Genomic DNA, 13,197 nt, shown 5'->3' with positions numbered 1-13,197 from the left:
AATACATAAAGGGGGATTTTACGTGAAGTTAAAAAATAAGTTTTTGATGCTTATTATGTTCGTTTTGCTTTTTGCGGTTTCTGCCTGCAGTAAAGGTGAAACAGCTGGAAGTTCAGAGGGGTCCAAAGAGGGCACTAAAGGGAAAAGTGAGTTAAAGCTGACATTGTCTGCACAGCCGCCAACGCTTGATACAGTGGCAACAAACTCCGTTGACTCAGCAACAGTGGCAAGAAATATTTTTGAAACGTTAGTAACACCAAACTCAAACTTTCAGCCAACGCCCATGCTGGCAAAATCAGTAGATATTAGTGAGGATGGAAAAACCTATACTTTTGTTTTAAGACAGGGCGTTAAATTCCACAATGGCAAGGAAATGACATCAGAAGATGTAGTGGCTTCCATGAACCGCTGGAAAGAAGCGTCTGTCGTGGCTAAGGATGTTCTTGGTGACGCGGTATTTGAAGCGAAAGATGATTACACCGTTACATTGCAGCTCCAACAGCCATCTTCAGGCTTATTAAATATTTTAGCATCCACCAAGCAGTTCCCAGCCATTATGCCTAAGGAAATCGTTGAAAAAGCAACTCCTGAAGGCGTGACAGAATTTATTGGCACTGGTCCATTTAAGGTGGAAGAGGTCAAACAAAATCAATATATTCATTTAACAAAAAATGACGACTATCAACCAGTAGATGGAAAGGCTGACGGATTGGCAGGTAAAAGAGAAGCACTTGTTGATGACGTGTATTTCTACATTGTAAAAGACGCGGCCACTCGTTTATCAGCTATCCAAACGGGTGAGTACGATATCAATACCGATGTTTATTTTGAGCAATATGACACGGTGAAAAAAGATAAAAATATTCAGACCTACCCAGACCAGTATGGCAATTTGATGGCGGTTTATAACAAGAAAAGCGGCTTATTCACTAATCAAAAAATGAGACAGGCCATCAATGCTGCTATTAATACAGAAGATATTATGTTAGCAACCTTTTCACATGAAGAATTATTTAACTTAGATCATGGGTATATGAGCAAGGACCAAAAAGATTGGTATACCAAAAAAGGACTTGAATCTTATAACCAAGCAGATACAAAAAAGGCAAAAGAATTATTAAAAGAAGCGGGCTATAATGGCGAGGAAATTAAACTCATTGCAACAAGCGATTACAGTGAACACTATGATTCTGCAGTTGTGCTGGAAGGGCAATTACGCGAGCTCGGTGTAAATGTGAAGCTGGAAACATTTGATTGGCCGACATTGCTAGAGAAGCGCAAGGACCCGGCGGCATGGGATATTTTAGTGACAGGTTACTCAACGGTTACAACGCCGGCACAAATTTTATACTTAAATCCAAATGACCATGGCTGGACAGATGACGCCAAGATTGCTGATTTATTAGCGAAAATCAACGCCGCTCCTTCAACTGCTGAAGCACAGCCTCTATGGGCAGAATTGCAAGAGTATGCTTCAAACGAATATGTTCCAGTCACTACATTTGGAACATATAGCCTCGTTGCAGCTGCAAGAAGTAACGTAAAAGGCTTTGAGATCTTCCAAGGTCCAGTGGTTTGGAATACATCCGTTCAATAATTGATGCTGCCCTCCCGATGCATTTGCACGGGAGGGTGTTATATAGTTGCAATGAAAGTTAAGTGTAGAGGGGGAAGAGCATGTATTTTTACATATTAAAACGTATTTTATCTCTTGTTCCCGTTTTATTCGTGGTCTCGATTGTCGCCTTTCTGCTTATCTATCTAACACCAGGTGATCCTGTTTCCGTTATGCTGGGGCAAGAAGCGTCAGCAGAGCAAATCGAAGCATTACGTGAACAAATGGGATTTAATGATCCGTTATATATTCAATATTTTCATTGGCTGCTGGGTGTGGTTCAGGGGAATTTAGGAGATTCCTATTTTATGCATATGCCAGTCGCAACTGCGATTGTTGAACATTTAGGTCCCACCCTTTCCATTGCTGTTTTTGCAGAAATCATTGCCATTATCATTGCGCTGCCGGTTGGCATTTTAGCAGCTAAGCACCGGGGGTCCTTGATGGACCAATTCGTGATGGGCTTTACATTAACAGGAATGGCGATCCCCAGTTTTATATTTGGTTTAATCCTCATGCTTGTATTGGGTGTGAAGCTCGGCTGGCTCCCTGTAGCGGGGTATCAGCCCCTGAGCAGCGGCTTTTGGAATTATCTGCAGTACTTGCTCATGCCGGGACTTGCCCTTGGAATTATTCAATCTGCTCTGATTGCACGTATGACTAGATCCTCGATGCTGGAGGTACTAAATGCCGATTTTATTAAAACGGCCCGTTCGAAAGGTGTAAAGGAACGTTCAATTATTTATGTTCATGCGTTACGGAATGCCTTGCTTCCAATCATAACAGTGGTTGGCCAGACATTTGGACTCTTGTTAGCGGGAGCGGTCGTTATTGAAACCATTTTTAATATTCCTGGAATCGGCCAATTAGTCTTAAATTCGATCCAAAGCAGGGACTATGCTGTGATCCAAGGTGTGATTTTAATGGTGGCATTCTTTTATGTATTGATCAACTTAGTGATTGATTTGCTATATATGCTCATCGATCCTCGAGTAGGATATTAGGAACATAAGGGGTGATAAGACATGAATGCTGTTGAGGTAAATGCGAATCCGAAAAGAGTGAAGCATGATCTAAAAAGACAGGAACGAGCACTTTGGCTGCGTCGTTTTTTTTCAAATAAATGGATGGTGACAGGCAGCATCATTATAGTTTTGCTGCTTCTGCTTGCCATTCTTGGTCCAAAATTAACTCCTTATGATCCTTATAAAATGGTGGTAAAGGAGCGTCTGGAAGCACCCAGCGCCCATCATTTGCTTGGAACGGATAACTTTGGCCGTGACTTGTTAACACGAATTATTTATGGAGCGAAGGTATCCATGTGGGTCGGTTTTGCATCTGCTCTTTTGTCATCCATTATTGGGTTGGCGATTGGGTTGACAGCCAGCTATTTTCGTTATTTAGACAATATTTTGATGCGGATTTGTGATGGATTGCTCGCATTTCCAGCCATTTTGTTCGCCATTGCCTTAATGGCGGTCCTCGGTGCAAAAACTGAAAATGTCATAATTGCCTTAACCATTGTATTTTCTCCGGAAGTGGCCAGAATTGTCCGTTCCCGGGCACTAGTTGTCAGGGAGGAAACCTATATAGAGGCCATTCGGAGCCAGGGGGCAAGCGCTGCAAGGATTATTTGGAAGCATATCGCGCCAAATACGATTTCACCATTGCTTGTCAAAGCGACATTTGTTTTTTCTGAAGCCGTAATCGTTGAGGCAACTTTGAGCTTTTTAGGGGCCGGAGTACCTGCTCCTGACCCAAGCTGGGGCAATATTTTATCCGATGGAAAAGATGTGATCTATACCGGCTGGTGGATGACCGTTTTTCCAGCTGCGTTTATTATTTTATCCGTGCTCGGTTTGAATTTGCTTGGGGATGGATTACGGGACTTAATTGACCCGCAATCTACTTCGAAATAATGGCCGGCAGTGATTCCATGAAGAAAATAGGGGGAAATAGGTATGGGTCAACCTCTTCTTGAAATTAATAATTTACAAACTCATTTTAATACAGAGCGCGGTCGAGTCACTGCAGTGGATGGAATTTCATTTTCTGTTGAAAAAGGAGAAATCCTCGGAGTCGTGGGAGAGTCTGGATGCGGGAAAAGTGTAACCGCTCAATCCATACTAAGGCTGTTTGATGAAAAATACACGGCCAGCTATGATGGTGAAATCAAGCTGCAAGGGGAAGATTTGCTAAAGCTATCAAAAGCCAATATGGAAAAAATTCGCGGCAATGAAGTTTCGATGATTTTTCAGGATCCGTTAAGCTCCTTGAACCCGGTTTTTACCATTGGGTTTCAATTAACAGAAACGATTAGAATCCATCAAAAACATACAAAACAAGAAGCGTATCAAATGGCAATTGAGCTGCTTCGGATGACGGGAATTCCTTCACCTGAAAAGCGTATTGATGAATATCCCCATCAGCTCTCAGGAGGGATGAGACAGCGCGTAATGATTGCAATGGCGCTGGCATGCAAGCCTAAGCTTTTGATAGCAGATGAACCAACAACAGCTTTAGATGTAACGATTCAAGCACAAATATTGGATCTCATTTTGGAACTGAATGAGGAGCTTGGAATGGCAGTTGTTTTTATCACCCATGATTTAGGGGTTGTCGCCGAGATTTGTACACGCGTCGTGGTCATGTACCTTGGGCAGGTGGTCGAGGAAGCGAATGTCGAAGACTTGTTTACAAATCCATTGCATCCCTACACAAAAGGATTGATGAAATCCATTCCTCAAATAGAAGGGAATCGATCTGAAAAGCTGAATGTCATTGGAGGAACGGTACCAGCGTTAACTGACATCCCAAAAGGGTGCCGATTTGCCACACGGTGCGAATATGCCAATGACTTATGTAAGGAAAAAGCTCCTGACCTCCAATTGCATGAAGGACATCATAAGGTAAGATGCTGGCATTATGCAGACATTGCCAGAAAGGAGGCAGTCGAACATGCCATACCAACAAGCTGAACCGATTTTAGAGGTACAAGGATTAAAAAAATACTATTCTGTAAAAGGAATGAGAAGAGAATTTAAAAATCAACAAGTGAAGGCTGTCGATGACGTCTCTTTTACACTAAATAAAGGTGAAACGTTAGGATTAGTCGGGGAGTCTGGCTGTGGAAAAAGTACAACCGGGAGAGCGATATTACGATTAATTGAGCCTTCTGCCGGAAAGGTTTTGTACAACCATGAGGACATATTAAAAAAGCCGGCGCGTGAGTTTCGCAAGATTCAAAAAGACATGCAAATGGTGTTCCAGGATCCGTTTTCTTCATTAAATCCGAGAATCCGGATTGGCGAGAGCATAAAGGAATCATTAACGATCCACTCGATTGGGAACAGGAACGAACGGGAAGAAATGGTGATGGATATTCTCGGAAAAGTTGGTCTGCGGCCTGATCACTATTTCAGATTCCCGCATGAATTTTCTGGCGGGCAGAGACAGCGGATTGGCTTGGCAAGAGCGTTAGTGGCCAACCCTAGTATCCTCATTTTAGACGAGCCAGTATCAGGACTGGATGTATCGATCCAATCGCAAATATTAAACTTATTGCAGGACCTGCAGGATGAATTTAAACTGTCTTCCTTATTTATTTCTCATGATATGAGTGTCGTCCGTCATATTTCGGACCGGGTTGGAGTCATGTACTTAGGGAAACTGATGGAAGAGGCCGATACGGATACGTTATTTTCAAATCCTGTCCACCCCTATACAAAATCCTTGCTCTCAGCTGTTCCGATTGCAAAAGTCGGAAGAAAGCGAGAAAGAATCGTATTGAAAGGTGAAATCCCGTCCCCTTTAAATCCTCCTTCTGGCTGCATCTTCCATACGAGATGTCCGTATGCAATGGATGTTTGTAAGCAAGTGGTGCCGGAAAAAATACAGATTCAAGACCGTCATACGGTTGCATGCCATTTGTATAACTAGGAAAGATGAAAGGGAGAAGATGATCAACATGAATTGGAAAAAAGAAGCCGAACGTCAAAAGGACGCGTACTTGGCTAGCACAATTGAATTTTTAAAGATTCCAAGTGTATTGGATGAAACCACTATTGGGGAAAATGCTCCATTTGGACGCCCGATTGCAGAGGCACTGGAGTATATTTTAGATTTTTGTAAAGAGTTAGGGTTTACTGTCCATAATGAACAAGGGTATGCAGGGCATGCCGATTATGGCACGGGAGATGAATTTATCGGCATTCTATGTCATGTTGATGTTGTCCCGGCCGGAAATGATTGGACTTCCCCTCCGTTTCAGCCGGAAGTGCGGGAAGGAAGATTGTATGCTCGCGGGTCCAATGATGACAAAGGGCCCACAATGGCAGCTGTCTATGCAGTCAAAATCATTAAGGAATTGGGTCTTCCATTGAGGAAGAAAATACGCCTCATTTTCGGAACAGATGAGGAAAATGGCGAATGGCTGGGGATTCAAAAATATTTTGAACAGCAGCCCGTGCCGGCAATGGGTTTTGCCCCTGATGCTTATTTTCCCATCGTTTCAACTGAAAAAGGGATATTATCCTGTCATTTTACCCAACCCTATAAGACTATAAGTGAAAAGTGTACCGGCTGGAAGCTTGAGTCCTTTGTATGCGGCGACCGTGTGAATATGGTTCCTGATCAAGTGAAGGTGGTCCTTGCTGGAGGAGAAGATGCAACGGCTGTGGAAGCGGCATTTGCTTCATTTTTACAGGATCACCGTATCCAAGGAACGGCTGACGTGGAGAGCGGCAAGGTTTTATTAAGCTTAGAAGGGATCTCTCATCATGCAATGGAGCCGGATAAAGGATTAAATGCAGGCTTGGCAATGGCCAGATTCCTTAAAGCGATCGAGTTAGATGAAAGAGGACAGAAATTCATTTCACTATTATGCAATCACTTTGTAGACGGATTTTTTGGAGATAAACTAGGCATTTCTGTAGAGGATGAGATTAGTGGAAGGTTAACGGTAAACCCTGGCACTTTCTACTATGTCGCTGAAGGAGATGCCCAAGTCGGACTGAGCATCCGCTATCCTGTGACGACCGACTTTGCTGCGGTTATGAATCGGCTGCAGGAGGCGGCAGGGTTATATGATTATCATATTTCACCTGATTTTGTTAACAAACCGCCGCACCATATCGGTAAGGACCATGAATTAATCAAAACGCTGCAAAAGGTCTACGAGGAACAAACGGGCGAACCTGCGGAGCTGCTAGCCATTAGCGGCGGCACCTATGGCCGTGCGATGAAAAGTGGTGTAGCGTTTGGTCCATTTTTCCCTGGCGAAGTGGACACGGCTCACCAAAAGGATGAATACATCGACTTAGAAAACATGAACCGGGCAATAGCGATTTATGCTCAAGCTATATATGAATTAGCAAAATAATAAAAGGGTCTTTCACTAGTTTTCTAAACGGGTGGGAGGCTTTTTTATTCCTCTTTCTAATATACTGCCAAATAGGTTGGTTTACGCTTCATCCTACTACTTTCGCTCTACAAAATTAGGTATTTGTGCGGATTTTAATAAACTGTAAATATTTGTAAAATTTCAATAGTACGATTGCGTACACCATTAAAAAGGAGGAATTCTATGTTTAGGAGGAAGCTTCGAACGGGATTAATCGTGTTGCTTATGTCACTGACCATTCTATCTCCACATGCATCCAAAGCAGCTGCAGCTAATTCTTCATCTGTACCACAGACAGCTTTCATGGCTCCATCAACCACCACCCAGTCAGCCCAAAAGTGGGACAACACGATGTATGACCGTTTCGAACAATATGCTAGTTATACAACCATGAAGGATGTTAAGATTACCATGCGGGATGGAATCGTCCTATATGCGGACATCCATATACCAGACGGCGATGGTCCGTTTCCTGTCATTCTGACGCAAACCCCTTACAACAAAAACACCCCAGTGAACTTTCATAAAAACGAATACTTGATTAAACGCGGCTATGTCCATGTGGCTGTCGATGTCCGTGGTACAGGAGCCTCTCAAGGTACATGGGATTCATTTGGTCTCGCTGAACAGCAGGATGGCAAGGAATTGGTCGAGTGGGCCGCAAGCCAGCCGTGGAGCAATGGAAAAGTAGGACTGTATGGCCCTTCCTACATGGGCATCAACCAGTTTTTCACTGCTGCCCAGCATCCGAAAGGCTTAAAGGCAATTTTCCCGATTGTCCCAATGGCGGATGAATACCGCGATATCGTGATGTCAGGCGGACTTGTCAATACGGGCTTTATCCCATTATGGATGGGTCTTGTCGCAGGGATGGGTTTGCAGCCGCCAAGCTATACATGGCAGAATCCGCTTGGCGCTGTGTCTGTTTTGCTTAGCCATACTGGGGGAGTCACAAATTTTCCGGCATCGGCGATTACCTCCGCTCTTAGCGGCGGCGACTTCGCTTATGATGGACCGGCAGCCTGGATGCGTTCACCGTATTATATGGCTGACCAAGTAGACGTGCCGGCCTTCATATCTGGCGGTTTGCATGACTTATTCCAGCGCGGAGAACCGCTTTTATACGAAAAACTGAAAGCTAGAGGTGTCACGGCTAAGCTGCTGATGGGTCCTTGGACACATGGCGATTTTGGAAGCGGTTTACCGGTGGATAACGTTCCAAGTTTGGATCAAATGGCGCTTAGATGGTTTGACCAGTATTTAAAAAATATCAACACGCATATCGAGCAGATTCCGGATGTAACACAATACGTGCTTGGGGATGGACACTACGAAGTGCAGCCAGGCTGGCCCCATGCAAAAGCTGATGCGCAAAAGTTCTATCTGCGGGGGAATAAGACTTTAACAAAGGAAGCTCCTGCAAAGGGTGAGGCATCAAAAATTATGCTCCAGCAGCCGGTTAACGGGATCTGTTCACAAAGTACATCCCAATGGACAGCAGGGCAGCTCGCTGTCATTCCGTGTACAAAGGATAATCGGCTGACGGAATTAACAGAAGTGACCTATACTACTCCGCCGATGTCAAAAGACTTTAAGATTTCCGGGCCAATTGCCGCGAATATTTTTGCTAAAACAACGGCAAGGGAATTAGTGTTATCCGTCCGAATTACCGATGTGGCGCCTGATGGGTCGTCTACAGAACTAACGGCAGGCTGGCTTGCAGCTTCGCACCGGGCAGTCGACTCGTCGAAAAGCAGGTTCTTAAATGGAGAAAATGTCCAGCCGTGGCATCCATTCACAAAAGAAGCACAGCAAACCGTTCAACCGAACGAAGTAATGGAATTGAACGTGGAGATTTTCCCAACCAATGCAGAGATCAAAGAAGGGCACAGTTTGCGGGTCGCCATTGGACCAAGTGATTTTCCACATACAGTGGCGCCGCTGCCATCGTTATTGAATGGCCTGGTTGGTGTTGCGACCATCTTATCCGATAAAGCCCACCCATCATCGGTTGTTCTCCCTGTGGTAGAATAAATAGAAAAAGAACATGGAAGTGATCTTTCCATGTTCTTTTTCTATTGTCTCTGATAAGCACGGTTCTGAGTATAATCCGCCATTATGTTATAATTTATAATGTTTGTGCATTAGAAAGGAGCAGCGGAAATGGAATTATTAAATGCAAAGACTCAAACTAAATCTACCTATACATATATGCTCATAATGGGCATCATCTTGATTGCCTTTAATCTGCGCCCGTCGATTACTTCGCTGGGACCGTTAGTAGGGATGATACAAAAAGATATGGGGCTGGCTCATTGGAGTGCCGGTTTATTGATGAGCCTTCCATTAGTCGTTTTTGCCGTCATGTCTCCTCTTGTCCCAAAAGTTGCCAGCCGTTTATCGAACGAGAGGACATTGCTTATAGGTTTAACATTTCTTTTTATCGGGATTGCCATCCGGTCGATACCAATGACGTTTTTTCTTTTCACTGGTACACTTTTAGCCGGTCTTGGCATTGCCATAGGAAATGTTCTCCTGCCCGCAGTTGTGAAGGATAAATTCCCACAAAGGTTTGGATTAATGACCAGTGTTTATTCCACTTCCATGGGATTAATTGCATCGTTGGCATCTGGAATCAGTGTGCCTTTGGCAGAGGGGTTACATCTCGGATGGAAGGGTGCTCAGAGCGTGTGGGCAATACCTGCGGTCATAGCCATCGTAGTGTGGGCTTTTCTGCTCAAATCCAGTCCAAGCCATAAGACGAATGAAAACAGGGTTGTCTTTGGATCCAACCGGATGTGGCGTACTCCGCTGGCATGGCAAATTGCCTTCTTTATGGGGTTTCAGTCGTTTCTATTCTATGTGACCATTTCATGGCTGCCTGAAATCTTGCACAGTCATGGGATTAGTTTGGGTGCGGCAGGGTGGCTGCTGTCGTTTATGCAGCTTGTAGGGCTGCCAGCCAGTTTCTTTATTCCCGTTCTTGCTGCGCGCGCTCATTCACAGGTATGGGTTTCCTTCCTATTAAGTTTGTCTGCTGTTCTGGGCTATAGTGGATTATTATTGGGCAACTCGTATCCAATCTTAATCATTAGCATTATCTTAATTGGGATTGCACTGGGAGGGATCTTTCCACTGTCTCTAAGCCTTATGGGACTCCGTACCCGGAATGCCCGGCAGGCAGCTGAACTTTCCGGGATGGCGCAATCTACAGGCTATATTCCTGCAGCAGTCGGTCCGTTATTTATCGGTTATTTGTTTGATATGACAGCTTCATGGACTCTTCCGCTTATTACGCTGATTCTTATCTCATTCATCGTGATGCTATTTGGAATGCTGGCAGGGCGCAATCGATATGTATAATGTCAGAGGTTTTATATTCAGGACTGCTTCTTAACGAGGTGGTCTTTTCTTTTTAAAACAGGGAATTAACAATATAATACTTCTCAATTTAGGGAAAAGTATAACAGGATTTTAATTCTTATGGTATTGGAGGAAGAATCGTGGAATCAAGGTATGTGTGGGAAGATGTTTTAAAAACGGTAAAGCAATTGGATCCCAAAAAGCTAGAAATAGTCAAAGCTACCTTGCCAATCGTTAAGGAGCATGGTGAGGCGATTACAACAAGGTTTTACAAGCGAATGTTTGAAAAGCATCCAGAATTAAAGAACATTTTTAACATGACCCACCAAAAGACCGGGCACCAGCCGAGGGCTTTAGCAAACGCTGTGTACGGTGCCGCAGCCAATATTGAAGATATGAGCACCATCATGCCTGTGCTCGAGCGGATTGGCCAAAAACACCGCAGCCTGCAGATAAAGCCGGAACATTACCCGATTGTCGGGGAAAATCTACTAGCAGCCATTAAAGAAACATTAGGAGATGCCGCAACTGATGAAATCATTGATGCCTGGGCGGACGCCTACGAGGTGATTTCGGATGTGTTTATCCAGATGGAAGACAAACTGTATAAAACAACTGAGGCACAGCCGGGCGGCTGGGCAGGCTTTAAGGAATTTATCGTTGACCGGAAAGTGCAGGAAAGTGATGTGATTACATCCTTTTATTTGAAACCAAAGGACGGTGCGTCGCTGCCGAGATTTATTCCAGGTCAATATATCACTGTGAAAATTGATATACCTCAGGAAGAATACATCCAGCTTCGGCAGTATAGTTTATCGGACAAGCCAGGCCGGGATTATTTTCGCATCAGCGTAAAAAGGGAGGACCCGGTTGGAGAGGGATATCCTCCAGGAGTGGTATCCAATGACTTGCACAAGTTTTTTAATGAAGGCGATATGATCCCATTTTTTATGGCACCTAACCATTGACTTTTTGAACTGTATATATTAAATTTACAGTAGTACTCCCAGGGAAGGAATGAGTGAAATGAACAGTGATTTTGTCATCGCGTCCCATAGCCTGGTTTTATTAGCCAACCTGCCTGATCACATGGCAAATAGCGAAACGATTGCGGAAAATGTCTGCACCAATCCAGCGAGGATTCGAAAAATCATGAGTACTTTAAAGAAACACGGAATGGTCAAAACAAAAGAGGGAATCGGTGGAGGATATATTTTAAGCTGTGACCCTGAGCATACAACGTTATCGCAGATCTATTTGGCCGTCTCAACCGGCTCATTAAAACCCCACTGGTGTACAGGGGACCCCGAGCGGGAATGTGTCATTTCATCTAATACCCAAAGTGTCATGGACGAAATTTTTTCTGAAGCAGAGAGACATATGCAATCCTTTTTAAATCAAATAACGATTAGCAGCGTTCTTGAAAGAATAAAGCATTGTGAAGCAAACGAATAATTTTATTTGGAACTAAACTGTATATTTTTTAATAACATATAAATAATAGCTAAAGATTTGTTCGGCCTAAACTGTATATTTTTTAAAAACAATTAATAAAGTAGGTGAGAAGCGGTGATCAATGAGAAGTATAATTTCGAAGTCGGCGATTGGGTAAAGGGAGAGACAAGGGACGGTGCTTTCATCCATGGTTTTATTGAAGTGATTAACTCATTATACGGGACGGTTAAAGTAAAGGTGGTCGCCAGTGATAACGAAAAAAACATTGGAAAGTCTCTTGAGGTTGTGAACAGGGTCGAACGGCTGCCGGTTTCTGATTCCATAGCGGAAGGTGAACTTCGCGGCCTGATTGATGTGGCATTGTTGACCAAGGACCAGCAATGGTTCAACGAATTATCGGAAAAGTTAGCGGCCATCACCAAAAAGACCCATCCTAACTCGGTTTCCAAAACAGTAAAACCCAATGCTGAAAATAAAGCAGAGACATCGGAGAAAGAGAGTGAGCGAGGGTAATCCTCTAACTTTTGATGAATATCTCGATTTCGTAATAAAGCAATTTGAAATTATAAATGTTCTTAGGGAGTGTGTTGAAAATGATTAACCTGTATACGACCCCAAGCTGTACTTCTTGCCGGAAAGCAAAGGCTTGGCTGGAAGAACATCAAATTGATTTTAAAGAAAGAAATATCTTATCCGATCCGCTGACGGAGCAGGAAATTAAATCGATTTTGCTGATGACGGAGGAAGGGACCGATGAGATTATTTCCACCAATTCCAAGGCGTTTCAAGAACTAAAAGGGAACATTGAAAATATTGATTCTTTGCCGCTTCATGAATTATATAAGTTGATTATAAAAAATCCAAAAATGCTGCGCCGGCCGATTATTCAAGATGAAAAACGGCTGCAGGTGGGCTATAACGAGGAAGAGATCCGCAGTTTCCTGCCGCGCCCGCTCCGAGCTTGTTTAAGAACAGAATTGCAAAAAATGGCGAATTAGGTTTAGGGATGAAAGGAGGTCCTGAACGATGATGGAAGTTATGGTTACTGTCAGGTTTAAGGATAGAAATTATAATACGAATGTCCTTGTTCATAAAGGAATGACGGACGAAGAGATTAAACGTTTGGCAGAAGAACAAGTGATTAGACAATGGAATCTATAAGACAGGACTGCTTCCGGGCTTGGGGAGGCAGTCTTTTTATTTTTCATTCAAAAGCAAAATGAAAGCCCAATTTTAGATTATCCCCAAAGAAACTGGTTATTCATAGCCAAAACAAAGATAACTAGGATTCAACCGATTCTAAATTTGTAACCCTTATTTTCATCTCCGTGGAAAGTCTATAAAGACGAGAATGCTTGTAATA

The 13,197-nt window shown here is 43.5% G+C and carries 13 protein-coding genes; all 13 read left to right on the top strand.

All coding sequences use genetic code 11. The features are described 5' to 3' along the window. Positions 1–22: 22 nt before the first annotated feature. The 13 genes from NFS43_RS13110 to NFS43_RS13050 all read left to right on the top strand — a co-directional run bounded on the left by NFS43_RS13110 (position 23) and on the right by NFS43_RS13050 (position 12,995). Entirely contained in the window at positions 23–1,597 is a 1,575-nt protein-coding gene (locus tag NFS43_RS13110; protein ID WP_251552125.1) for an ABC transporter substrate-binding protein, read from the top strand. Positions 1,598–1,677: 80 nt separating this feature from the next. Then, positions 1,678–2,619 carry an ABC transporter permease gene (locus NFS43_RS13105; RefSeq protein WP_251552124.1) on the top strand — a complete coding sequence of 314 codons (942 nt, stop codon included), beginning with the start codon at positions 1,678–1,680 and terminating at the stop codon, positions 2,617–2,619. 21 nt (positions 2,620–2,640) lie between these two features. Continuing rightward, positions 2,641–3,534, top strand: coding sequence for an ABC transporter permease (locus NFS43_RS13100; protein WP_251552123.1), 894 nt, complete (start codon positions 2,641–2,643; stop codon positions 3,532–3,534). 42 nt (positions 3,535–3,576) lie between these two features. Continuing rightward, positions 3,577–4,593, top strand: coding sequence for an ABC transporter ATP-binding protein (locus NFS43_RS13095; protein ID WP_251552122.1), 1,017 nt, complete (start codon positions 3,577–3,579; stop codon positions 4,591–4,593). Beyond that, entirely contained in the window at positions 4,574–5,554 is a 981-nt protein-coding gene (locus NFS43_RS13090; protein ID WP_251552121.1) for an ABC transporter ATP-binding protein, read from the top strand. Before NFS43_RS13095 ends, NFS43_RS13090 begins: the two co-directional genes overlap by 20 nt. A gap of 28 nt (positions 5,555–5,582) precedes the next feature. Then, positions 5,583–6,995 carry a dipeptidase PepV gene (gene pepV / locus NFS43_RS13085; protein ID WP_251552120.1) on the top strand — a complete coding sequence of 471 codons (1,413 nt, stop codon included), beginning with the start codon at positions 5,583–5,585 and terminating at the stop codon, positions 6,993–6,995. A gap of 204 nt (positions 6,996–7,199) precedes the next feature. Continuing rightward, on the top strand, positions 7,200–9,050 hold the full coding sequence (locus NFS43_RS13080) for a CocE/NonD family hydrolase (protein ID WP_251552119.1): 1,851 nt from the start codon (positions 7,200–7,202) through the stop codon (positions 9,048–9,050). 129 nt (positions 9,051–9,179) lie between these two features. After that, a complete protein-coding gene (locus NFS43_RS13075) occupies positions 9,180–10,379 on the top strand; it encodes a CynX/NimT family MFS transporter (RefSeq protein WP_251552118.1) in 1,200 nt (399 codons plus the stop codon). Positions 10,380–10,519: 140 nt separating this feature from the next. Next, positions 10,520–11,347: a globin domain-containing protein gene (locus tag NFS43_RS13070; RefSeq protein ID WP_338150609.1), complete on the top strand. Its 828-nt coding sequence runs from the start codon at positions 10,520–10,522 to the stop codon at positions 11,345–11,347. 58 nt (positions 11,348–11,405) lie between these two features. After that, positions 11,406–11,834, top strand: coding sequence for an RrF2 family transcriptional regulator (locus NFS43_RS13065; RefSeq protein ID WP_251552117.1), 429 nt, complete (start codon positions 11,406–11,408; stop codon positions 11,832–11,834). A 114-nt stretch (positions 11,835–11,948) separates the two neighbouring features. After that, entirely contained in the window at positions 11,949–12,347 is a 399-nt protein-coding gene (locus tag NFS43_RS13060) for an IDEAL domain-containing protein (RefSeq protein WP_251552116.1), read from the top strand. 80 nt (positions 12,348–12,427) lie between these two features. Continuing rightward, positions 12,428–12,832 (top strand): transcriptional regulator SpxA, encoded by a 405-nt coding sequence (gene spxA, locus NFS43_RS13055; RefSeq protein WP_251552115.1) that lies wholly within the window; start codon positions 12,428–12,430, stop codon positions 12,830–12,832. Positions 12,833–12,860: 28 nt separating this feature from the next. Beyond that, positions 12,861–12,995, top strand: a complete 135-nt coding sequence (locus NFS43_RS13050; RefSeq protein WP_251552114.1) for a BA3454 family stress response protein — start codon at positions 12,861–12,863, stop codon at positions 12,993–12,995. Positions 12,996–13,197 lie beyond the last annotated feature (202 nt).

It is taken from the genome of Neobacillus muris (assembly GCF_943193175.1).
GTDB classification, from domain to species: Bacteria; Bacillota; Bacilli; order Bacillales; family Cytobacillaceae; genus Neobacillus; species Neobacillus muris.
Note: the sequence above shows the minus strand (reverse complement) of the source record. Positions and strands in the feature narration are given on the sequence as shown.